Source organism: Fictibacillus sp. WQ 8-8 (genome assembly GCF_024494405.1).
In the GTDB taxonomy this organism is placed as follows: Bacteria; Bacillota; Bacilli; order Bacillales; family Fictibacillaceae; genus Fictibacillus_C; species Fictibacillus_C marinisediminis.
Map to the genome: position 1 here is coordinate 1 of NZ_JAMXKG010000013.1, position 21,767 is coordinate 21,767.

26 protein-coding genes, 3 pseudogenes and 1 riboswitch are annotated in these 21,767 nt (G+C 43.0%); of the genes and pseudogenes, 17 read left to right on the forward strand and 12 right to left on the reverse strand.

Going from position 1 to position 21,767, the window contains the following annotated elements; all coding sequences use genetic code 11:
• Nucleotides 1-83: 83 nt before the first annotated feature.
• Together M1K46_RS25775 and M1K46_RS20345 are read right to left on the reverse strand one after the other, a co-directional pair.
• A pseudogene (locus tag M1K46_RS25775) lies at nucleotides 84-248 on the reverse strand (phospholipase D-like domain-containing protein); the annotation flags it as partial.
• Between the two features lie 354 nt (nucleotides 249-602).
• Nucleotides 603-2,033, reverse strand: a complete 1,431-nt coding sequence (locus M1K46_RS20345; protein ID WP_256227488.1) for a PQQ-dependent sugar dehydrogenase — start codon at nucleotides 2,031-2,033, stop codon at nucleotides 603-605.
• A 184-nt stretch (nucleotides 2,034-2,217) separates the two neighbouring features.
• Here M1K46_RS20345 and M1K46_RS20350 point away from each other — a divergent pair, with 184 nt between their 5' ends.
• Both M1K46_RS20350 and M1K46_RS20355 read left to right on the forward strand, forming a co-directional pair.
• Nucleotides 2,218-2,376 carry a lysozyme family protein gene (locus M1K46_RS20350; protein ID WP_256227545.1) on the forward strand — a complete coding sequence of 53 codons (159 nt, stop codon included), beginning with the start codon at nucleotides 2,218-2,220 and terminating at the stop codon, nucleotides 2,374-2,376.
• 77 nt (nucleotides 2,377-2,453) lie between these two features.
• A complete protein-coding gene (locus tag M1K46_RS20355) occupies nucleotides 2,454-2,783 on the forward strand; it encodes a YmaF family protein (RefSeq protein WP_053357288.1) in 330 nt (109 codons plus the stop codon).
• 551 nt (nucleotides 2,784-3,334) lie between these two features.
• Here M1K46_RS20355 and M1K46_RS20360 read toward each other — a convergent pair.
• The 3 genes and pseudogenes from M1K46_RS20360 to M1K46_RS20370 form a co-directional block, all read right to left on the reverse strand.
• A pseudogene (locus M1K46_RS20360) lies at nucleotides 3,335-3,521 on the reverse strand (Fe-Mn family superoxide dismutase); the annotation flags it as partial.
• 42 nt (nucleotides 3,522-3,563) lie between these two features.
• The gene (locus M1K46_RS20365) at nucleotides 3,564-3,734 is read right to left on the reverse strand and encodes a hypothetical protein (protein ID WP_053357289.1); all 171 of its coding nucleotides are present in this window, start codon (nucleotides 3,732-3,734) and stop codon (nucleotides 3,564-3,566) included.
• Nucleotides 3,735-3,954: 220 nt separating this feature from the next.
• Nucleotides 3,955-4,113, reverse strand: a complete 159-nt coding sequence (locus M1K46_RS20370) for a hypothetical protein (RefSeq protein ID WP_256227489.1) — start codon at nucleotides 4,111-4,113, stop codon at nucleotides 3,955-3,957.
• A gap of 401 nt (nucleotides 4,114-4,514) precedes the next feature.
• Between M1K46_RS20370 and M1K46_RS20375 the strand changes: the two genes are divergently transcribed.
• The 3 genes from M1K46_RS20375 (at nucleotide 4,515) to M1K46_RS20385 (ending at nucleotide 7,245) form a co-directional block, all read left to right on the forward strand.
• Nucleotides 4,515-5,360 carry a DUF72 domain-containing protein gene (locus M1K46_RS20375; RefSeq protein WP_256227490.1) on the forward strand — a complete coding sequence of 282 codons (846 nt, stop codon included), beginning with the start codon at nucleotides 4,515-4,517 and terminating at the stop codon, nucleotides 5,358-5,360.
• A gap of 128 nt (nucleotides 5,361-5,488) precedes the next feature.
• On the forward strand, nucleotides 5,489-6,886 hold the full coding sequence (locus M1K46_RS20380) for a bifunctional metallophosphatase/5'-nucleotidase (RefSeq protein WP_256227491.1): 1,398 nt from the start codon (nucleotides 5,489-5,491) through the stop codon (nucleotides 6,884-6,886).
• 56 nt (nucleotides 6,887-6,942) lie between these two features.
• Nucleotides 6,943-7,245: a YunC family protein gene (locus tag M1K46_RS20385; protein WP_062233161.1), complete on the forward strand. Its 303-nt coding sequence runs from the start codon at nucleotides 6,943-6,945 to the stop codon at nucleotides 7,243-7,245.
• Between the two features lie 34 nt (nucleotides 7,246-7,279).
• Here M1K46_RS20385 and M1K46_RS20390 read toward each other — a convergent pair whose 3' ends face one another.
• Complete coding sequence (locus M1K46_RS20390) at nucleotides 7,280-7,462, reverse strand: hypothetical protein (RefSeq protein WP_062233164.1); 183 nt, start codon at nucleotides 7,460-7,462, stop codon at nucleotides 7,280-7,282.
• Nucleotides 7,463-7,639: 177 nt separating this feature from the next.
• Here M1K46_RS20390 and M1K46_RS20395 point away from each other — a divergent pair, with 177 nt between their 5' ends.
• Both M1K46_RS20395 and M1K46_RS20400 read left to right on the forward strand, forming a co-directional pair.
• Nucleotides 7,640-8,434: a thymidylate synthase gene (locus M1K46_RS20395; RefSeq protein WP_256227492.1), complete on the forward strand. Its 795-nt coding sequence runs from the start codon at nucleotides 7,640-7,642 to the stop codon at nucleotides 8,432-8,434.
• A complete protein-coding gene (locus M1K46_RS20400) occupies nucleotides 8,431-8,907 on the forward strand; it encodes a dihydrofolate reductase (RefSeq protein ID WP_091003325.1) in 477 nt (158 codons plus the stop codon). Before M1K46_RS20395 ends, M1K46_RS20400 begins: the two co-directional genes overlap by 4 nt.
• A 46-nt stretch (nucleotides 8,908-8,953) precedes the next feature.
• Here M1K46_RS20400 and M1K46_RS20405 read toward each other — a convergent pair whose 3' ends face one another.
• Nucleotides 8,954-9,955 (reverse strand): M23 family metallopeptidase, encoded by a 1,002-nt coding sequence (locus M1K46_RS20405; protein WP_256227493.1) that lies wholly within the window; start codon nucleotides 9,953-9,955, stop codon nucleotides 8,954-8,956.
• A 190-nt stretch (nucleotides 9,956-10,145) separates the two neighbouring features.
• Between M1K46_RS20405 and lipA the strand changes: the two genes are divergently transcribed.
• Complete coding sequence (lipA, locus tag M1K46_RS20410) at nucleotides 10,146-11,039, forward strand: lipoyl synthase (protein ID WP_053357297.1); 894 nt, start codon at nucleotides 10,146-10,148, stop codon at nucleotides 11,037-11,039.
• A gap of 87 nt (nucleotides 11,040-11,126) precedes the next feature.
• Here lipA and M1K46_RS20415 read toward each other — a convergent pair whose 3' ends face one another.
• Nucleotides 11,127-11,741, reverse strand: a complete 615-nt coding sequence (locus M1K46_RS20415) for a YhcN/YlaJ family sporulation lipoprotein (protein ID WP_256227494.1) — start codon at nucleotides 11,739-11,741, stop codon at nucleotides 11,127-11,129.
• Nucleotides 11,742-11,850: 109 nt separating this feature from the next.
• Here M1K46_RS20415 and M1K46_RS20420 point away from each other — a divergent pair, with 109 nt between their 5' ends.
• Nucleotides 11,851-12,126, forward strand: a complete 276-nt coding sequence (locus tag M1K46_RS20420) for a YutD family protein (protein WP_053357299.1) — start codon at nucleotides 11,851-11,853, stop codon at nucleotides 12,124-12,126.
• 25 nt (nucleotides 12,127-12,151) lie between these two features.
• Here M1K46_RS20420 and M1K46_RS20425 read toward each other — a convergent pair whose 3' ends face one another.
• Entirely contained in the window at nucleotides 12,152-12,442 is a 291-nt protein-coding gene (locus M1K46_RS20425; protein WP_175501776.1) for a hypothetical protein, read from the reverse strand.
• A 92-nt stretch (nucleotides 12,443-12,534) separates the two neighbouring features.
• Nucleotides 12,535-12,804, reverse strand: coding sequence for a DUF3055 domain-containing protein (locus M1K46_RS20430; protein ID WP_231689220.1), 270 nt, complete (start codon nucleotides 12,802-12,804; stop codon nucleotides 12,535-12,537).
• 155 nt (nucleotides 12,805-12,959) lie between these two features.
• Here M1K46_RS20430 and M1K46_RS20435 point away from each other — a divergent pair, with 155 nt between their 5' ends.
• The 4 genes from M1K46_RS20435 to M1K46_RS20450 all read left to right on the forward strand — a co-directional run bounded on the left by M1K46_RS20435 (nucleotide 12,960) and on the right by M1K46_RS20450 (nucleotide 16,684).
• Nucleotides 12,960-13,412, forward strand: a complete 453-nt coding sequence (locus M1K46_RS20435; RefSeq protein ID WP_256227495.1) for a DUF86 domain-containing protein — start codon at nucleotides 12,960-12,962, stop codon at nucleotides 13,410-13,412.
• A 90-nt stretch (nucleotides 13,413-13,502) separates the two neighbouring features.
• Nucleotides 13,503-14,144, forward strand: a complete 642-nt coding sequence (locus M1K46_RS20440) for a helix-turn-helix transcriptional regulator (RefSeq protein WP_091003332.1) — start codon at nucleotides 13,503-13,505, stop codon at nucleotides 14,142-14,144.
• A gap of 344 nt (nucleotides 14,145-14,488) precedes the next feature.
• A riboswitch (SAM riboswitch) is annotated at nucleotides 14,489-14,594 on the forward strand.
• Between the two features lie 304 nt (nucleotides 14,595-14,898).
• The gene (locus tag M1K46_RS20445) at nucleotides 14,899-16,203 is read left to right on the forward strand and encodes a homocysteine synthase (protein ID WP_062233183.1); all 1,305 of its coding nucleotides are present in this window, start codon (nucleotides 14,899-14,901) and stop codon (nucleotides 16,201-16,203) included.
• Nucleotides 16,204-16,294: 91 nt separating this feature from the next.
• A complete protein-coding gene (locus M1K46_RS20450) occupies nucleotides 16,295-16,684 on the forward strand; it encodes a VOC family protein (RefSeq protein WP_256227496.1) in 390 nt (129 codons plus the stop codon).
• A gap of 278 nt (nucleotides 16,685-16,962) precedes the next feature.
• On the opposite strand, the gene M1K46_RS20455 is transcribed toward M1K46_RS20450, so the two are convergent.
• On the reverse strand, nucleotides 16,963-17,145 hold the full coding sequence (locus M1K46_RS20455; RefSeq protein ID WP_256227497.1) for an alpha/beta-type small acid-soluble spore protein: 183 nt from the start codon (nucleotides 17,143-17,145) through the stop codon (nucleotides 16,963-16,965).
• 146 nt (nucleotides 17,146-17,291) lie between these two features.
• Between M1K46_RS20455 and M1K46_RS20460 the strand changes: the two genes are divergently transcribed.
• The gene (locus M1K46_RS20460) at nucleotides 17,292-18,062 is read left to right on the forward strand and encodes a TIGR01457 family HAD-type hydrolase (protein WP_256227498.1); all 771 of its coding nucleotides are present in this window, start codon (nucleotides 17,292-17,294) and stop codon (nucleotides 18,060-18,062) included.
• Between the two features lie 44 nt (nucleotides 18,063-18,106).
• Here M1K46_RS20460 and M1K46_RS20465 read toward each other — a convergent pair whose 3' ends face one another.
• Nucleotides 18,107-18,604: a phosphatidylglycerophosphatase A family protein gene (locus M1K46_RS20465; protein ID WP_053357304.1), complete on the reverse strand. Its 498-nt coding sequence runs from the start codon at nucleotides 18,602-18,604 to the stop codon at nucleotides 18,107-18,109.
• Between the two features lie 141 nt (nucleotides 18,605-18,745).
• On the opposite strand from M1K46_RS20465, the gene yutH reads away from it, so the two are divergent.
• From yutH to M1K46_RS20480, 3 genes and pseudogenes are all read left to right on the forward strand, one after another.
• Nucleotides 18,746-19,771: a spore coat putative kinase YutH gene (gene yutH, locus M1K46_RS20470; RefSeq protein WP_256227499.1), complete on the forward strand. Its 1,026-nt coding sequence runs from the start codon at nucleotides 18,746-18,748 to the stop codon at nucleotides 19,769-19,771.
• 136 nt (nucleotides 19,772-19,907) lie between these two features.
• Nucleotides 19,908-20,884 (forward strand): annotated as a pseudogene (locus M1K46_RS20475) (2-hydroxyacid dehydrogenase).
• A gap of 15 nt (nucleotides 20,885-20,899) precedes the next feature.
• A complete protein-coding gene (locus tag M1K46_RS20480; protein ID WP_256227500.1) occupies nucleotides 20,900-21,679 on the forward strand; it encodes an SDR family oxidoreductase in 780 nt (259 codons plus the stop codon).
• Nucleotides 21,680-21,767: the final 88 nt, after the last annotated feature.

Below are 21,767 nucleotides of genomic sequence, written 5' to 3' on the forward strand. Positions count from 1 at the left end.
TATGTGAAGACAGCATCATGTTTTCTTACATACCGGGAAAAGTAAAATTAAATGGGTCCCATGCTTTTTCTTTTACATTTTACTTATAACAATGGAGAAAGCAGGCGAGCTCCCTGCTGAATTATCCGATGTGAAAGAGAGCGCTGCTGTAAATCTTCCATGGTCAACTGCAACGAATCACTAAGATCAAGCTCGAATTGCTCTGTGAGATCCCGTGCTACATCGATACTGTAAACGACTTCACACACCTATCGGATAAAGTCTGAAAAGGGGCTGTCCAAGAAGTCTGTAAGCTGTTGATTTCCGTTCCAGGCTGCTCGCTTTCCGCGGGGCGTGCGGTGAGCCTCTTGGTGCAAGCACCGGCGGGAGTCTCACCTGTCACGCTAGTCCCGCAGGAGTCTCGCATCTTCCACTTCAATTAACTTTTCATTGAAGATTTTTCAAGCCAAAAAGGGGCTGCCTGAAGGTCAATTTTCGACTTTCTGGACAGCCCCTTTTTTATTCGAATTCGGAGTATGATTGCTCTCTAGTTTGTTTTATATTTCGAATTAAATCCAAGAAAGAGATTTATCTGGTATTAAGTAGAATTTTATAATTATGAATCATGGAACAATTTCAAAAACAGTGCCTTGGTTAAAATCAGTCACTTTCATAGAGCCATAAACCCCTAAATATAGTCTGGTTTGATCCAGATTCGTTCCCAGATTAACAAAATAAGCTGATTGAGACCCAAAATTATAATCGGTTTTAATAACACTAAAATCATTTAGTTTACAATCTGTTCTTACCCTGGTATAAGCTAAAACCCCTCTAACCGGAGATTGAGATTCTTCTGCCCGGGCAAGATCGGTAAACACAACGCTTCCCATTAAATCGGGGATTCCATTCCCCATATATGCTTGCACTCCTGTAAGTGCAGTTCCTCCAAACTTATCGGGTCGGGGATCTTTATGAAAATAACAAGTTAAGGGCTGAAGACGCCTCACTGAAGTTTTTACTGCTTCATTGTAATAAGCCATTGTTTTCTCATCCAAAGTCGGATTTGCAGAACAGCCCCTTATCATCGAAGCAGGAAAAGCACCTTCCCACCCTCGCCAGCCAAAGTTAATAAATCCTTCTTGGTCAGGTTCAGAATTCATTAAAGAAGCTTGAATAAGCTGAGTAACCGGGATTGGTTTATAATCAACGAATGAAAAAATGGACTCTGCCAAATCCTGTCCGACATTTCCTGCATATTTGATATACTGATTATTAAACCTTTGAAATGAGATGCCTGGTATATTGCGAACCCCTTTGGCAATTACCGTAAGCGTTTCCTGAATAGGTGCGGGAAGTTCATTAAAACGTGTGACTACAGGTGGATTATAGGTAAATGTATTCTTAACTACATCAATTTCAATTATTTTACCGGCGATTTCCATATCATCCTGGCTTAAATTAAATGGATCATTGCCTGATCCACCATCTCCGGTTGTTAAAACAAGTTTTCCTGTTTCAGGTGAAAAGTTTAAGCTATTGACACCATTATGATTAAAAAATGGTCTTCTTAAGTTAAGTAATGTCCTTCGTTTTTGAGGTTGACCATTCGATTGTAAAATCCATTCTTCAACGGTATCAATATGATCATATTGAGTTTCTCTATTTATCCATCTTAGGTTTAAAGTTCTGGGATCACACGGGTTAGGCATAAAAGGTTCAGGAAGAGCACCTGGACCTTGTGTTCCAGCAACTGAATAATGAAGATAAAACAGACCGTTATAATAAAATTCTGGATGAAACGCTAGCCCTAGCAATCCCCGTTCATCATATCCACTACCAGAAACACCTAGTTCAGAATCACCTAGTTTTATGATTCGCGGGCGAATATCTAAAAAAGTCCTTAAACTTGAGTTTCCTATGTAAAAGATCTCTCCTACCTGGGTTGCAATAAATAATCTTTCAATTGAGTCACCCGGAAGTATAGTTGTTTTCAAAACAGTGGGTAAATTTACCTTACTTACAATGGGCCGTAAACTAACCTTAACTTTAATCAACTAACTACACTCCTTCTTATTCTTTTCTTTTATAAGAATATGATTAGAATGTTCTATTAGTACAAAATTAGCGCCGGTGAATCTGAAAAAGCATTGCACCATTTTCCGCACCAGCGTACTTAAACTAAAGGGTTCTTTAATTTAAGATTCAGCTGCCTTTAGATGGTATGTCAACGGTATAAGAATAGATGTTTTTGGAAAACACGCACAGCAACTAAAAAAAGCAAAGGGTGATCTAAAAACCGCCATCCAAAGTTATAACTTGGGTGATGGATTTATAGATTACGTGAATCAAAGAGACGGTCATTACACCAAGGAACTTGCCATAAATTTAATTGTGTAAATAAGGATTGGAGTTATACGTTTTTAATTTGTTACATAGATATATTCAGATGTATTTCAAGTAAGAGGAGGGGTTCTGTGCACGAGCATGATATTGAACAAATAGAATGGAATGAAAGAGTTCTTCATCGACATCAATATGCCACGGAAACGACGATAAATAATGGACATTCGCACAACGTACAGGGAACAACAACACCAGTAAATAACACCATTACTCATGTTCATTACTATGAGGGAAAAACCACTTTTGCAAATGGGCATGTTCATGGATTTTCAGGAGAGACGGGACCTGCTGTCCATCTGGGCGATGGGACACATTATCATGAGTTTTCTGGAACAACCACCTTTAATAACGGACACGTACATTATTACTCGGGAAGGACAGGAAGGAACATAAGCCCTTAAGTTGCAAAATCACTGAGTGTTGAAATTTACTTATGAAACGTTGGAGAACTTACTTACTACACTGTCCAAAAATCAAGTTAGAAAAGTATAACGGCCTTCGGTGGCCGGTAAATGATGAGCATCCTGAAGGTACAACTAGACTATATACTGATTTTAAATTTCATACAGCAACAGAATATATCCAATGCTTTAATGGCGGGTATAAAAAGCCCCAGAACGAGTTCTTACAAACCCTTCTGTTTTTCCTTTTATCGCTTCATTTATACCCGCAGCTTTTCTGCTCTTCAGGTTTGGGTTGTTCATTGTGGGAGTACATCAGTCAAACGGAATGGCAAATATCGTACCTGAACAACGCCATTTGCTATTTTGGGGTTATATCACTGAGTAGTTCTGTTCAACGTATTGTAGTGCTCGCAGGAAAAGATGACGGCATCCCCAATTTCGTGTTTCTCGGATTTCTATCATAATAGCCAAGATAATGGTTTCAAATGTTAAACGGACAGTATTTATTTCTTCCGCTCTATCACGTCATGTTCAAGCTTTACGAGCAATTAAACTGCCAAAAGGCAATAACGCTTTCTGTATAGTTGCTCCACTTCTCTCCAATTCACGATTTCCCACCAATTATCAATATATTTAGCTCGTTCATTTTTGGATTGCAGGTAGTAGGCATTCCCGAACAACTAGAACAAGCAACGGAATAACATCCCATTGAGTCAGATTCTGATGCTTTTCAGCAGTAGGCATAAAAAATCGTGAGGCGTATACCTCACGATTTTTTTAAGCTCCGCTTTCCTTTGGATCACTCTTTGATTTACTACCCTTTTTAGAACGATATTCTTTTCCTTTGTTATCATTCCCACTCACAAACTCACTGCTAAATTCTTGATTGTATTGTGCTTGTGGTGAACCTTGGTTTTGGCTTCCTTTGCTGCCATTGCGACTTGTCATTGCATTCCCTCCTTTATTAAAAAACTTCCTTCTTAGTATTGCTTATACGTTGCCTTTTACTCTTTGTTCATTATGAAGTAGAAAATTATATTGCTTGTTATTGGAGCCGGGATGGCTGATGCTCCTATCCCTTGAATGGCTCAAAAGATAATCCGTTTACCATTTCTTTTACCTAATTTATTTACATGAGTATGATTTACATGAGTATGGTAGGGCGGAATTAAGGATGTCTTCCAACGATCATCCTCCTACCGTGTTGTCCCTTCTCCTTTTTCAGGGACAGGATGGAACGTACCAGCAATGTTTCGAGCTGCTCATCCTTAATCTTTTTTCTGTCGAAATGCTGATGAATGCGTTTTTTTAGCACTTCTCTACTCATCGTTATTCTCCTTTCCTCTATGTTTTCTTTGGGTCCATTTTTTAAAGGGATAATACATCTTCTAACTATCTTCCAAATCAACTTTATGTTAGTATAAATTCACTCAAAACATTAATATAAATATGTTTTATTAGGTATTCTCGCGTGCCGATTTCGTGCCGATTGAGTTTGAAAAACTTGATACCGTTCTGAAAATGAAAAAGGGAAAAACGTTGATTTATCAAGGTTTTTCCATCTCTTTAAAACATTTTGAAAACGGCAATTAATCAAATTCGAGATGGAAGGTTCTATCGGCTAATATAGCAAATCAAAAAGCGAACGCCACTATGGGTTCGCTTTTTTTTACATAATGAAATTTTGGGGAATAGAGAGAGTAACCATTCATAATGAGGAGAAGGACTATGATACTGATTGGAGTAACGGGCTGGGGGGACCACCAGTCTTTATATCCGGAAGGGACGAAATCCACTGAAAAATTAAAGCTGTACAGCGGCTTTTTTCCGGTTGTGGAAGTTGATTCCTCCTTCTATGCCATCCAGCCGTTAAAAAATTATCAAAAATGGATAAAGGACACACCGGACCGTTTTTCGTTTATCATTAAAGCCTACCAAGGAATGACGGGACATTCTCGTGGCAAGATTCCTTTTGAATCGACAAAAGAAATGTTTGATTTATTTAAAGCCTCCATCCAGCCTGTGATCGAGTCAGGTAAGATGAAGGCAGTGCTTTTTCAGTATCCGCCTTGGTTTGAATGCAATAAGGAAAGTGTACAGATGCTAAGGTTTACGAGGGAAATGATGGAGGGCATCCCGGTTGCTCTTGAATTTCGCCATCAATCATGGTTTATGCCTGAAATGAGAGAAAAGACGGTGGAGTTTATGAGAGAAGAACGCTGGATTCATACGATTTGTGATGAACCTCAAGCGGGCCAGGGATCGGTCCCTGCTGTAATCGAACCAACGTCTTCAGCGCTTACCATCATTCGAATGCATGGAAGGAATGTTCATGGCTGGAACAATCACGGCCAGGAAAACTGGAGAGAAGTTCGGTATTTATATCGGTACAATGATAAAGAACTTGCTGAATGGAAGCAGCATGTTGAAAAATTGAGTGAACAGTCTAAGGAGATCGTCATATTGTTCAACAACAATTCTGGAGGCGATGCTGCAGATAACGCCAGGAAGTTTATCGATATGCTGAGCCTTGATTATGAAGGGCTATCTCCGAGACAGCTTGATTTGTTTTAAAAAGGGGTGGCACAACGCCATTTGGTTTATACTGATTAGTAACAGTCATTCGATTTCATAGTGAAAATGACGCATGAAATGGCCTGCTGCTGATAATTAGGGCAGGTTCTTAAGGTTCAGGGGGCAATATGCTAAATACATTAAAAATTTATCACACCAATGATGTACACAGCCATTTTGAATATTGGCCGCGTATCGTAAAGCAGATAAAAACAGGCAGGGCAGAATTTCCCGCAAAAGGACAGACCTTGCTTTATTTTGATTGCGGGGATTTTATGGACCGTGCCAATTCACTGACAGAAGGAACGCTTGGACAAGGGAATACGCTCCTTCTTAATCAGGCTGGTGCAGATGCGGTAACTATCGGAAATAATGAGGGAATCACACTTACAAAAGAGGAACTTTATTCTCTTTATACCGAAGCTGATTTTCCGGTACTGGCAGCAAACCTTTTTAATGAAGAGGGAGAACGCCCTCATTGGGCAAAAATTTCTGAAGTGTTCACGACAGAGGATGGAATTCGAATAGGGGTTACGGGAGCCACGGTAGCTTTTCAGGCTTTTTATCACTCTTTAGGGTGGCGGGTGGAAGATCCGTTCAAGATTCTGCCTGAGATTATCGCTGATTTGAAAAACAGCTGTGATCTTGTCATTGTTCTCTCGCATCTAGGATTAAACTTTGATGAAAGAATGGCCAAGGAAATAAGCGGAATTGACCTTATCCTCGGTGCCCATACACACCATGTGCTCCCAGAAGGAAAAAGGATAAATAGTACTTTGATCGCACAAACCGGAAAATTCGGTCAGTATCTTGGTGAAATCAATATTCAGTATGATGCATCCACAAAAAAAATTGCATCAAAACAAGCAATGCTGATTGAACTGACAGATATAGCAGAGGACAATCAAGGTGCCGAGCTTCTGGATGAACTGAAACAAAAAGGAGAAAAAGTCCTGGAGAGGGAAGTAGCCGTATTAAGCGAACCTCTTCATGTTTCATGGTATGAGCCATCACCTTTTGCACAGCTGATGGCGGACGCACTTAAAGAGTGGTGCAAGACCTCCTATTCCATGGTTAATTCGGGAACACTTCTGGAAAGTCTGCCTGCTGGCCCTGTCACAAAAGGAGATCTGCATCGGATTTGTCCACATCCGATTAATCCGTGCATTGTCGATCTGACCGGTGATGAGATCAAGGAAATTGTCCATGCGGGTTTAAGCCGTGAGATGATCCATAAAGAGGTTAAGGGATTCGGATTCAGAGGAAAGGTCATGGGCCGTATGGCGTTTTCAGGCATCACAGTGGAAGAAGCGGTACTTGAAGATCAGCAGTCTCATGTTAAAAACATTTGGCTGAATGGTGAACCTGTAATAGATGGGGGGATATACAAGGTTGCCGTCATTGATATGTTTACGTTCGGCAAGCTTTATCCAGCGATCGCAAGAAACAAAACAAAAACATTTATGCTGCCTGAAACACTTCGTGATCTGCTCGAATGGAAGCTTAAGAAGATGAATGGGCAGTAGTGGACGCACTCTTTCCCCTCTTGTACATACCATATAGGAGGAAAGGGGGGGAAAGCATGATTGAATTAAACCCGGTAATCATTGACGGCCACCCATTTACAGCGGTAACCGTCCAGCTGCCGAAAACAAGCCTGCTTGCCGTGTATAATGACAAAGGGTATATCATGTGCGGGGCTTTGGATGTCGCCCTCTTGAATGAAAAGCTCTCAGACCGAAAAATTATTGCAGGCCGAGCAGTAGGTGTACGAACCATAGATCAACTGATTAATGCGCCGCTGGAATCCATTACAACAGAAGCGTATGCCATTGGGATCGAGGCAGGAATGTCCGGAAGGGATGCCTTGCTGAAGATGGTATAAAGAAAAACTGTACTCCATCCCTGGGTACAGTTTTTTAGATTTTATAACGGTCCCTCATAAGCTTAAGCGAGATGAGGTTAAAGCAGAGAACTCCGCTCATGATCTGAATGCGCTTTGTATTGCTCGTCAGAATGTATACTAATAATAGGTAGATTCCGCTTACAAAAAAGGCGATTTGCAAGTAATACATCCACTGTAAAAGCCTTCTGAAATCCAAGGTCATCCCCCCTGTATTTCAATACCAAGTTAACTCCACATTCAGTATAACAATGATATGAAGAAAATGGATAAATTTTTTATAATTGTAATTAAATTGAGACAAACTTTTCCGGCTAGAAACACCGAACCATTTAGTGTAGGATAGTAGTAACGAAAAGAGAGGTGTTCGGCTGAAATGAAACAATATTTGAATCTGCTTCAAGATACCCTTGAAAATGGGACAAGAAAAGAAGACCGTACAGGAACAGGAACGATCTCTGTTTTTGGAAGGCAAATGCGATATAACCTTGAAGAGGGATTTCCGGTAGTGACCACGAAAAAACTTCATTTGCGGTCCATTATTCATGAGCTTCTCTGGTTTCTAAAAGGAGACACGAACATAGGCTACCTTCATGAAAACGGAGTGTCAATCTGGGATGAATGGGCAGACGAAAATGGTGATCTGGGACCGGTTTACGGCCATCAGTGGCGTTCATGGCAGACTCCAAGCGGCGAAACGATCGACCAGATTTCCAATCTCATTCACGATATTAATCATAATCCGGATTCCAGAAGGCTTTTGGTTTCGGCATGGAATCCTTCCGATGTTCCAAAAATGGCTCTTCCGCCATGCCATACCCTTTTTCAATTTTATGTTGCTGACGGAAAATTATCCTGCCAGCTTTATCAGCGTTCAGCGGATCTTTTTCTAGGCGTTCCGTTTAACATTGCATCGTATGCGCTGTTAACCCTGATGATTGCTCAAGTATGCGGCCTGAAGCCAGGCGAATTTATACATACGGTCGGTGATGCTCATATCTATTTGAATCATTTGGATCAGGTGAAACTGCAGCTGACAAGAGAGCCTAAACCGCTGCCCTTGATGAAGATAAATCCAGAAGTGGCTTCTATCTTTGATTTTAAATATGAGGATTTTGAGCTCGTGAATTATGAGCACCATCCGCGGATTAAGGGCGAGGTATCAGTATGATTTCTTATGTGTTCGCTATGGACGAGAACCGATTGATCGGTGATCGCAATGGCCTCCCTTGGCACCTCCCGGCTGATCTGCAGCACTTTAAAAGAGTAACGATGAAAAAGCCGATCGTTATGGGCCGCAAAACGTTTCAATCCATAGGAAAACCGCTTCCGGGCCGTGAAAATATCATCCTGACGAGAGATGAATCATTTCAAGCGGAAGGCTGCACTGTCATTCATTCGATAGACCAGGCACTGGAGCGGCCGGAAGAAGAAGTATGTGTGATTGGCGGTGCGGAAGTTTTTTCATTGTTTATGCCGCATGTCCAACGGATGTATATCACGAAGATTAACGAAAGCTTTCATGGTGACACATGTTTTCCTGAATATGATGAATCCGAATGGAAGCTGGTTTCCGAAACACCGGGAATTGTAGACGAAAAAAATAAATATTCCCATGATTTTCTTGTGATCGAAAAAATATAGCAATATGCAAAAGCCACCCGTTTTATACCCACGGGTGGCTTTTTTATTAGCGATGCAATCGTGCTGCAGTCCGCTCCTGTCGTTCCCAGGCTCGGAGGTACGGGTAGGGATCAAAAGCCCATTCCGTATACCCGTTATCTCTGTACATGCCATAGTGCAAGTGAGGCGGGAATTTTCCGGACGTACCTGGCGGGCCATACCCGGAGCTTCCCACATAGCCTACGACCATTCCAGGCTGTACGATTGATCCTTTTTCAATGGATTTGTTAAAACTGGAGAGATGCGCAAAATAATGATAGACGTTATTGATGTCTCGGATTCCGATCCGCCAGCCGCCAAAACGGTTCCAGCCTTTTATCTCAACGATTCCGTATGATGTTGCTTTTACCGGCACACCGTAGTCGGCAAAGATGTCTGTCCCTTCATGAATACGCAGGCCGCCATATCCCCTTCGGTCACCCCAAGTGTTTTTGAAGCTGTAATTCGAACGAAGAGGGACCACGAAAGCATGCTGGTTCAATGCGACTGTTCCATAGGCTTTGTAAATTTGGGCATTCTCCATAATGATGCTGACAGCCTTATCCCGTCTATAGAATTCCCATAATCCAATTTTAAAATTTTCTTGATCAAACCCGTATTTCTGGATAATGTTCGCAAACGTGTACAGCAAATCCTCGTCATTGTTCCTATCGGCGACTCCATCATTATTCCCATCCATCCCTGCACCGCCAAATATTCGAATGGAATCAGGGCTTTTGTCCTCCATGTTTGGATTTAACGGTCCTGACCATTGAATAGGGGAAAAATAAATGCCGACAAGTCCGTAAGCATCAGGAAGATCCCTTCGGGCACGCCGTACGCTTCGTTCGTACTGATCGACACCAGCGAAGTAGTACCAGGGAATGCTCGATACCGTTTCCATCTTTTTATATAGTGCCAGCCGCTGTACATCTTCTTTATTATAGGTTGGTGCGGCCAAGGCCTCCCGCTCAGGAAAAATAAAACCGATCAAGGAAGCAAACAAGAAAAGTCTTAGCCATTTTTTCATGGTGAGTTCTTCAACTCCTTTCCTGAATCATATCCTTAGTTTGGTTGGGAAAAGAAATTTCATATTATATAAATGATGGAAATATCATGGATTGGAGTTTTCCCGCCAGTTATGTTAAAGTTTCTAATGTATCTCTACCTTTTAAAGCACAAGATTTTTTTGTGCAGGACGATGAATTGGAGTGAGGATTTTGGCTAAGAAAGAAGAGCACATCCGTAAACCGGAATGGCTAAAAATAAAGCTGAACACAAACGACAACTATAAAGGCCTCAAAAAAATGATGCGCGAAAAGAAGCTACATACCGTTTGTGAAGAAGCGCGTTGCCCGAACATCCATGAGTGCTGGGCAGTAAGAAAAACGGCAACCTTCATGATTCTTGGTGACGTGTGTACCCGTGCCTGCCGTTTTTGTGCAGTAAAGACGGGATTGCCGACAGAACTGGATCTGCAGGAACCGGAACGCGTAGCGGAATCTGTTGAACAAATGGGATTGAAGCATGTGGTCATTACCGCTGTTGCCCGTGACGATCTGAAAGATGGAGGTGCAGCTGTTTTTGCGGAAACCGTTAGAGCGATTCGCAAGCGCAATCCGTTCTGTTCCATTGAAGTTCTTCCTTCCGATATGATGGGCGTTCAAGAAAACCTGGAAACTTTAATGGATGCCAAGCCTGATATCATGAACCACAATATTGAGACGGTAAGACGCTTGACACCAAGAGTCAGAGCCCGTGCGACGTATGAGCGCACACTTGAGTTCCTGCGCCGTGCAAAAGAAATGAACGAAAACATTCCTACAAAATCGAGCATTATGATCGGCCTCGGGGAAACAATGGAAGAAATCATTGAAACTTTTGATGACCTTCGTGCCAACAATGTCGATATCGTTACCGTTGGACAATATTTGCAGCCGACAAAGAAACATTTAAAAGTTCAAAAATATTATCATCCAGACGAATTTGCGGAGCTTCGTAAAATTGCTCTTAGCAAAGGATTCAAGCATTGTGAAGCAGGCCCGCTTGTCCGTTCCTCTTACCATGCAGATGAACAGGTAAATGCTGCCAACAAAGCGGTTCAAAGCAACTAATTAGAAAAAAAGCCGGATGTTAATGTGTCCGGCTTTTTTGTTTTGGGTGAGTAATTGTAGGTCGTTTACGCTTTTCTTATTTGCTTTTCATTTTTCGCCTTTCATTTCCCCGTTCTGATTCTCGCCATCGCTTACTTTGTATCCTTGCGGAGATTTTTTCATCTGTGCAACCAATCGCTCGATGATGCCCTCGGCGTTTTCAGTATCATAGTTGATGGAGCGGTACTGCTCGAGTTTGCCGATCATGCCTTTTTTATCTGAAACGTAGACATGGTAGTAGCGGGGGACGACGGAAAAAGCTGTTTTTTTAACATTATCCGCCATGGCCATCCGATTTTTGCTGGTTGTTTCGTAAGCCATGAGGACTTCTTCATCTGTAACCAAAACAGCCATATCTTTAATGTTCGGCAGGCGTACAGCCATGTCAGTAATCATGTCAGCCAGTTTTTGGCGATCCATTTTCGGTATTTGATTGGCAGAGAGGGGCTTTCTGTTCTCTCCCTTATATTCATGTCGCACATAGCCGAAGTCCCCGTATCTTCTGTCGGTTCCCATCGTATTATTATCATTTTTGTAATTTTTGTAGCTGGTGTTGGAAAATTTATAACCGCTTGTTGTTTCTTTTCTCGTGTCATCATCCGAGCAGGCAGCGGTAAACAGGGTAAAGGATAGTATCATTAATGCAGCAATTTTCTTGTTCATGTGATTCACCTCCTTATCCTTAGGTTGACCACAATAAAAAACTTTTTACAAAGAAATTGTTGGCTGTATTTTTATGGGACATGGTAAAATATAAAAGTGAGGTGAGTTCATGATTTGTATTGGTGAGCATTGCTACGAACTGATAGAGAATAATAAAGAGGCCTTTGATGAGGAACTGCTCAAATCAAGGTACAGCGAAATTTTACATAAATATGATTATCTTGTCGGTGATATCGGCTATGAACAGCTCAGGCTGCGCGGCTTTTTCGAAGACGGACATGATAAAGCGACATATGACACGAAGATCAGTACGCTTCCGGAATACATTTATGAGTATTGTAACTTTGGCTGTCCTTATTTTGTGCTAAAGAAAATAACCCCCTGATCAACAAGGGGTTATTTATCCTGCCTTATTTATAATTTTGGTATGGTTCTTCTGTATCTTCTCCAGGATCATCATGCGTCGGATGGGCACCGGGATATTGGCGTTCCATGCCGGCGTGAAGATTTTTATATTCATAGTTGAAGGCGCTGTAATACCGCTGATTTTCTTCCCAGGGAGTAGATTTTCCAAGCTTTGCATTAATTGGAGATCCGTATGGTCCTTCAGGCAAGTCTTCAGGCAGAACATAGCGCCTGCGGGTTTCCACATTAGAGAAATCCGTATAGGTTTTTTTATCCTTGTTATACAAAATAACCATTCCCTTCAGGCAGGTTAAGGATAGAAGGCATCTATCCTTTTTTAAACTGCCCATGAAATGGCTTTTTTTGTGTGGGTAATTTTCCCGCAAAACTATAGTGTTTCGTATAGGAACTCCCGAAGCTCCTGTGCATCTTCCTCATTAAGCTGGAAAACATGCTCCAAGTATCCCTCTTCTTCAAGGTCATCTTCTCCTATGATGGAAAAACGGCTTCCCTGCAGATCGAGAATCAGGCTCTTGCCGTAATGTCTTCCTGTTTTTACAATGGCGAGGTCAAATCGGGTATTCGTTCCCATAAAACTTACGAAGCGTGTCTCGGATTTCTCGGTATCGTCATACAGAAAAAAGCGTTCTTCTGCCACATTCAGTCCTCCTTGCCGCAAGGGCTTTCCTTCTTTCTTCCCCATGATAGCAGACAAGCCGGTATAAGAAAATAGGAGGCTCCTTCCGTAATTCTCCTTGAATTTTGTGATAAACTAATAAGGACTATGCAGAATGACAAGGCAGGGTGATACATATGTATTTTGTTGACAGAAAAAAAATTGAACACCATTTAGTATATCTGGGATCATTGCATCAGCAGGCAAAGAAACTGGCCGGCAAGGAAGGCGATGTAGAAAAGCTGGCTCTTGAACGAGCGGCTCACGTTATCATCGAAAGTATGATCGATGTGGGTAATTCGATGATCGATGGCTTCATAATGAGGGATCCGGGCAGTTATGAAGACATATTGGATATCCTTGAGGATGAAAAAGTGATCACCGCGCAAAATGCGAAAGGATTGAAAAAGGTCGTATCACTGCGCAAAATGCTGGTCCAGCATTTTGCGAGTGTCAGCCATTCTGAAATTTCCGAGGTCCTTTTGGAGAATTCTGGATCGATCGAAAGTTTCCCTGCCGATGTGAGACGCTATATTGAACAAGAATTGGGGCCTGTTTCTGCATTTTTGCCTGAAGAGGAGCAGAAGTAAAAGCTGCTATCCCTATTTCTAAACATTTTTGTTTAGAATGTACTTTTGCTAGCAAATGCTGTAAGATAGGGGTAAGGAAGGTGATTGTTAATGGCTATGGCTAATAACACCTCTACCCGTTCTGAAATCATTCATATGCTTAAGCGATATAGAAAATTGACGGTTACTGAAATGGCCAGCCGCCTTGGGATTACCGAGATGGCTGTCAGGCGCCACTTAAATACATTAGAGAGAGACAGGCTCGTTGAAACCACCCTGGTCCGCCAGGCCATGGGACGGCCGCTGAATGTGTATCAGCTCTCCGAAGCTGCGGATGAACAATTTCCGCGCAACTATTCGGGGCTGACCGTTGAATTTATGAGAGACATTCAGGAGATTGCCGGTGAGAAAGCTGTGCATGAATTGTTTGTCCGCCGGGAAAACCGCTTAAATGATAAGTATAAGAAACGGATGGAGAATAAGAGCTTTGAGCAAAAGGTGGCCGAACTCGCCGACATTCAAAACGAAGCCGGCTATATGGTCGAGTGGGAAAAAACAGAAGACGGCCAGTATGAATTAAAAGAATTCAACTGCCCGATTGCCAAAGTAGCAAATGAATATCAGAATGCCTGCTCATGTGAGCTTTCTTTATTCCAGAGAATGCTCGGTACAGACCATGTGGAACGCACAGAATGTCTTGCTAAAGGCGGCTCGTATTGCAAATATTTGATTTCCGAAGAGAAAAACGCATAAACCCTACTGGCTGATCCGCCAATAGGGTTTATTTTTTTGTTGGATTTTTACGATCATCCGCCCTCTATTCTTTCCTTCTGTTGTCGCACGAAGGACGTCAGGTAGAGCTCATCGAGGGTGATCTCTTTTTCCATCGTCTCGCTGGCCACACTTTTTCTCTTACTGGAGCAGGGCAGAAGACCGATATGGTATTGCTGACTGCAGCAGAAAATAAAAAATGCAAAGTTTCGAACATCGGCCCGGGGGAGCGTGCCAAAAACTTTGCCCCTTCCTTATCGTGAAAAAAAGGGTTGACTTCAACATTAAAGTTCAGTATTATTCAAAATAACTTAATATTCAGATGTATCTTATCCAGAGAGGTGGAGGGACTGACCCGATGAAACCCGGCAACCAGCAGAAATGCATGGTGCTAATTTCAGCAGAACACGCAAATGTTCTGAAAGATGAGAGCCGACGGTGAAAACTGCGACCTCTTCTTTTAGAAGAGGTCTTTTTGATTGTTCAGCTTCAGTGCCCAATGCTGAAAATGAACTTAAGTTTTCAGCTAAGGTCCTCGATAGATGAAAAGTAAGATCTTCTTTTCATCCTTAGTCATCTTCGTTCTTCTCCCTCAACACAAAAAACGTGTTGCTTGAGAAGAACTCCAGCGCTTGTCGGACCTTAGCAGGGCACTTCAGCTTTTCTTGTTGGCTAACATTTTACTCAGATCCTTGCCTCTGTTTAAACCACTACATTTTAGAAGGAGAGATTGAACATGAGTGAAGAAAGAGAATATGGTTTTGAGACGGTTTCATTGCACGAGGGACAGAAAGTAGATCCGACAACAGGCGCGAGAGCGGTTCCTATTTACCAGACAACGTCTTATCAATTCAACAGTACGGAGCACGCAGCCAACCTTTTTGGTTTAAAAGAGTTTGGGAACATTTACAGCCGAATCATGAATCCGACACAGGATGCGTTTGAACAGACGATTGCAAAGCTAGAAGGCGGTGTTGGAGCGCTGGCGGTGGCATCCGGCCAGGCGGCGATTACGTATTCCATTTTAAACATAGCGGGAGCAGGTGACGAAATTGTAGCGTCTGGCTCTCTATATGGCGGAACGTATAACTTGTTTGCGAATACACTTCCGAAGCTCGGAATCAATTTTAAATTTGCAGAAGTGGATAACCTTCAATCCTTCCGTGATGCCATTACTGAAAAGACAAAAGCGGTTTACATCGAGACGATCGGGAATCCGAAAATTGACGTGGCAGATATCTCAGCCATTGCAGAAATTGCTCATGAAGCAGGGGTTCCGCTTATCGTAGACAATACGTTTGCAACACCATATCTTTGCCGTCCGATCGAGCATGGAGCAGACATTGTCGTTCATTCCGCTACAAAATTCATTGGCGGACACGGCACATCGATTGGAGGATTAATCATAGATTCCGGTAAGTTTGATTGGACGAACGGCAAATTCCCAGGACTTACGGAGCCGGATGAAAGCTATAATGGCGTCGTTTATACGGAAGCAGTCGGACCGCTGGCTTATATTATCAAGGCGCGTGTCCAATTGCTCAGAGACCTCGGTTCTTGCGTATCACCGTTTAACTCCTTCCTCTTTATTCAAGGGCTTGAAACGCTGGCACTGCGTGTAGAACGGCATAGTGAAAATGCCCTGAAGGTGGCGAAATACTTAAAAGAACATCCTGCTGTGGACTGGGTGAACTATCCTGGATTAGAAGATAACAAGTATAATGAGCTGGCGCAGAAATATTTGCCTAAAGGTGCTGGTGCCATCCTCACTTTCGGTGTAAAAGGCGGGGTAGAAGAAGGAAGAAAGCTCATTGAAAGTGTGAAGTTATTCTCTCACTTGGCGAATGTCGGTGATTCTAAATCATTAATCATCCATCCGGCAAGCACTACGCATCAGCAGCTGACAGAGGAAGAGCAGCTTAGAGCAGGAGTATCGCCTGAGATGGTAAGGCTGTCGGTGGGCATTGAAACGATTGATGATATTATCTATGATCTCGAGCAGGCACTAGCGGTCATCAGTCCGGTTCCAAGCGGCCAGTAATTGTTATGTTCAATAAACTCCCTTTCTACTATACTTAAGACAAATATGAAATTTTCAGGTGAATGAATCGAAATTGGAAGGGATGTTTGGTATGGCTGTAAGAAAGCTTGAGCATGTAGGAATTATGGTTGAAAACTTGGAAGAATCCATTTCCTTTTACCGTGACATCATAGGTTTGGATGTGATCAAACGAATGAAACACTCCAAGCCGGGGATCGAACTAGTATTTTTGGGACTGGAAGGGGAGATCCTGGTTGAGCTGGTAGCAGGCCACAATAGACAGCTGGCTGAAGAAGGAAAAGTGAATCATGTGGCGTTTACCGTAGATGATCTCTCGAAAGAAATTCAGGTGCTGAAGAATCATAGCGTCCTGTTTGTCGAAGATGAGGTGACATCGTTGCCGGATGGTTCTCAGTATATTTTCTTCTATGGCCCTGACCGGGAGAGAATTGAATATTTTCAGCCAGGAACGCCGAAATAAAAAGGGGCTGTCCTGAAAGTCGAAAATTGACCTTCAGGCAGCTCCTTTGACGTGAAAAATCTTCAATGAAAAGTTGATTGGAGTGCAAGGTGCGAGACTCCTGCGGGACTAGCGTGACAGGTGAGACTCCCGCAGGCGCTTGCGCCAAGAGGCTCACCGCACGCCCCGCGGAAAGCGAGCAGCCTGGAGCGGAGATCAACAGCTACCAGACTTCTTGGACAGCCCCTTTTTTGATATCAATGAAAACTTGAAAAGTTGTGATGTCTAGCTACTTTCTTTCAAAGCCGTTGCTCAGCCATCTGTACGAGGCGCTTCGTGATCTCGCCGCCAACCGAACCGTTCTGTCTAGACGTCGTATCTGCTCCTAAAGAAACACCAAACTCCCTGGCAATCTCCTGTTTCATTTGATTCAATGCGTTTTGTACTCCAGAAACTACAGTTTCATTTGTATTTTTAGCCATAAGATGACCTCCTTTTTTCTTATCGCGCACTTCAAATGGAACAATATACATAAAGAGGAAATCGGAGAGTCAAGGGGTTCAAATTTTTGTTAGGATGGCCCCATTTTTGGTACACTAACCTGTGAATGAAAAAAGGAGTTTGTGGAATGAAAACTTATAAAGGCTATTTGATTGATCTGGATGGAACGATGTACAGAGGAAAGGAACGGATTGAAGAGGCGGTGCAATTCGTTCAGGAACTTAACAGGAGAGGCCTTCCGTATCTTTTTGTGACGAATAACTCATCAAAAACGAAGGAAGACGTGGCTTCTGTTCTGCACAACTTTGAAATTCCGGCCACTTCCGATCATGTGTACACGACAAGCATGGCTACTGCCAACTATATTGAAAAAATCAAACGTGACGCAACTGTGTATTGCATTGGAGAAGAAGGAATCCGACAGGCATTATTGGAAAAAGGCTTCACCCTTACCGAGGAGCAGCCTGATTTTGTCGTCATGGGAATCGACCGTTCGATCAACTATGAAAAATTAACGATCGCGTGTCTTGCAGTAAGGAATGGGGCGAGGTTTATTTCCACGAACGGAGATATTGCTCTGCCTACTGAAAGAGGCCTGCTGCCTGGAAACGGCTCGCTGACTTCTGTAGTGGCTGTTTCCACACGGGTACAACCGACCTTTATTGGTAAGCCGGAAGCGATTATTATGGAGATGGCACTCGAAGAGCTTGGCACAGCGAAGGAAGATACCCTGATGATCGGCGACAATTATGATACCGATATCTTGGCGGGAATACGTTCTGGTCTTGATACCCTCCTTGTTCACACGGGTGTAACCCAGAAGGAGCACCTCGGCCTGGTTGATATTCAGCCGAAGTACACGGTGAATGGACTGGATGAATGGAAAGCATTTGAATAAAATGAAAAGAACAGCTTCCGTATGAGGGAGCTGTTTTCTTCTGATTACTCAGTATTGGCTGCACGGTGGGCAAGACGGCTTGAAGCAGCAGCCGCAATCGCACCCACAATATCATCGAGGAAGGTATGCACTTTTCCTGTGGATTTATCGTTCAATTTTTCAAGGATGCCCGGTTTTTGTTTATCGATGAAGCCGTAGTTCGTAAAACCGATGGATCCGTATATATTAACAATAGAAAGAGCAATAACTTCATCGATGCCATACAAGCTCTCATCTCGTTCTAGAATTTCCTGAAGAGGGCCTTCAAGCATCTTTTTCTCGGCGAGCATGTCAAGCTGTACTCCAGTCAATATAGCGTTTTGCACCTCACGTTTGGCAACGACCCTTTCCACGTTCTGAAGGCAGACAGATAACTCAAGGTCAGGATGGTAAGGCACTTGAAGAAAATAAACAAGTTCGGCGATATCCTTTAATGTTACGCCCCGTTCTTTGAGCAGGCGCAGTGCTGTTTCCTCAACATTCTCTACCTTTTTCTCTCTCATAAAGATCTCCTTATCTTTCACGACGTTAAGCTTTTTATAGTATATGTGTCCAAACCTAAGTTATGAGTCCAGCCAAATTTTAATAACCATCAAAGGTGTTGGGTCATAGACTATAATTATTGAAGGAGTTGGGGTGAGGCTATGTTCGAGAGGGACATTTATCATCATTATCAATTATATTGTGATGGAAAAAGAAGCATCAGTGGATATCGCTATTTTGTTTCTGGGGGAGAACAGTACTTAGTCGTTCCGCAGAAAAAGATTACGATTGACCGCATTGAAGAGATAGTTTATTTCAGCGATTATTTAAGGTACAAGGGGGAGAAGGGCATCGCAGGACTTTTTCCTACATTGTCGAACCTCCCTAATGCCAATATTGAGGGTGAACCTATCCTATTATTCAAAATTGAAAAGTCAAACCGCACTGCATCGGAAAAAAGGCCGCTGGGCGAAGAACTTGCCGCCTTCCATAAAAACGGCCGAGAACTTCCTCCGCCGGCTACGTCGGATAGCTTATTGTATGGAAGCTGGGCCGTCCTGTGGATGAACCGTGTGGACCAGGCCAAAGAGTGGTACAGGGAAGTTTTTGCAAAGCCGGTAAAAACAGAATTTGACCAATTGTTTCTAACGACATTTCCTTATTATGAAGGACTTTCAGAAAATGCGATCCAGTACATCATCGATTACAATATGGAAGATTCCATAAGAGAAGAGGCCGGCCCCTCCATATGCCACGAGCGATTTCAGGAGAATTCATGGCTTCAGTTTGATGACGATTATATAAAGCTTCCTACAGGCTGGGTACTCGACCATCCTGTGCGTGATATTGCAGAGTGGATCCGTTCCTGTGTATACCAAAAAAACTTTACTCCTGAAAGCATCACATCGTTTCTCGATGATTACGAGCGGGTAATCCCTCTAAAAAGAGAAGGCTGGAGATTGTTATACGGACGTCTTTTATATCCGGTATGGTATTTTGATCTGCTTGAAAAGCACTATCAAAATGAACGGGAGATCGGCAAAGAATTATCTCAGCACAAATTTACAGAATATCTGCTGAGGGAAGAGCAGAACGAAAATTTCCTGCGCTCGTTTTTTCCATCGATCGGCTTGCCTGCCGACCGGCTTCAGATTCCAATCGTTGACTGGCTTCTCCCCAGCACGTAAAAGCGCTCTTTGTGAAGCGCTTTTTCTTTTGTCTAGGTCCAGCGCTTGTCGGACCTTAACAGGGCGCTTAAGCTTTCCTAAATTGAACTGATAGGACAAACATGAGAAAATAAGGGAAAAAGCTTGGAGTGCTGATATGAAGCCCTATGTGTACATAACGCGAAAATTACCACAAGAAACACTTGCCGAACTGCAGGAAATCGCTGAGGTGGAAATGTGGATGGAAGAAGAAAAACCGGTTCCGCGCAGTATTCTGCTCGAAAAGGCAAATAAGGCAGCAGGACTGCTGACGATGCTCTCAGACCGAATTGATGAGGAGCTCTTGCGCCAGGCGCCGCACCTAAAGGCTGTAGCTAATCTTGCTGTGGGAATCGATAATATTAATGTGGAAGCTTCTTCAAAATACGGAGTGACCGTCTGCAACACACCTGATGTGCTTACAGACACAACAGCAGATCTGGCATTTGCATTGCTGATGGCAGCCGGGAGGAGAATTACAGAAGCAGCAGAATATATTAAGGATGGAAAATGGAACAGCTGGAGCCCGCTTCTTCTTGCAGGTACTGATATTCACCATAAAACATTAGGAATCGTTGGCATGGGGCGTATTGGTGAAGCGGTAGCTAGACGGGCATCAGGCTTTGATATGAAGGTTCTTTATCATAACCGCCGTCGAAAGATTGAAACTGAAGAAAGGCTGGGGCTCTCTTACCGGATATTCGAGGACTTGCTGAAAGAATCGGATTATATTGTCTGTTTAACACCGCTTACGCCAGAAACAAAAGATCTATTTAATGAAAAGGCTTTTAAGAGATGAAAGATACGGCGCTGTTTATAAATGTATCGCGAGGCGGAGTAGTGGTTGAGGAGGCGCTGGACCGTGCGTTATCAGAGGGCTGGATCAATGGTGCAGGTCTGGATGTGTTCCGGGAAGAGCCGATCAATCCAGACCATCCGCTTTTAAGACATCCTAATTTGACGGCACTTCCACACATTGGGAGTGCAAGTACAGAAACACGCCTTAAGATGGCAAGACTTGCTGTGAGTAATATTGCTCATGTATTGAAGGGTTTAAAGCCTCCTGCAGCTGTAAATACAGGTAATCATGAATAAATGAGGGATTAAGAAATGAACAAGGAATTGTTAGGAAAAGCTGCTATTGTCACGGGAGTAAGCCGGCTGGAAGGGATGGGTGCGGCGTTTTGCCGGACACTTGCCCGGGGAGGGGCTTCTGTCTTTTTTACATATTGGTCGAATTATGATAAGGGAATGCCTTGGGGGAAAAAAGAAAGCGATCCTGAAATCCTCTTACATGAGCTGAAACAGTTCGGTTTGACTCATGGAATGATGGAATTGAATCTTGCGGAGGCCGATTCCTATGCAAGGCTGTTTGATGAAGCGGAACGTACGGTTGGGGCACCTTCTATTCTTGTTAACAACGCCTGTTATTCAGTAAATGACACGATTGCGACGTTCACGGCAGAACATTTGGACAAACACTATGAAATCAATGTTCGCGCAACGTCAATGCTTTGTGTGGAATTCGCCCGCCGCTGGAATGGAGTTTCTGGCGGAAGGATCATTAATATGACGTCAGGACAGTCTAAAGGGCCGATGGCGGGAGAACTTGCCTATGCTGCTACAAAAGGGGCCATTGATGCGCTTACAGTTACATTCAGTGAGGAAGTGGGGGGACAAGGCATTACAGTAAACGCAATTAATCCTGGACCGTCAGACACAGGCTGGATGAATGAAGAGACGCATAAGCACCTGGCTACCCGTTTCCAATCAGGAAGAGTTGGTATGCCCGATGATGCAGCAAGGTTAGTTCATTTTCTTGCCAGCGATCAAAGCGAATGGATTACAGGCCAGATCATACATTCAGAGGGTGGTTTCAAACGCGGATAATAACCTGCTATTTGGCCTCTAGCTAGCAAAAGAGGCTTTTTGTCTCACACAAAAATGTAAGCGCTGCCAAAATCTTTACAATATTTCT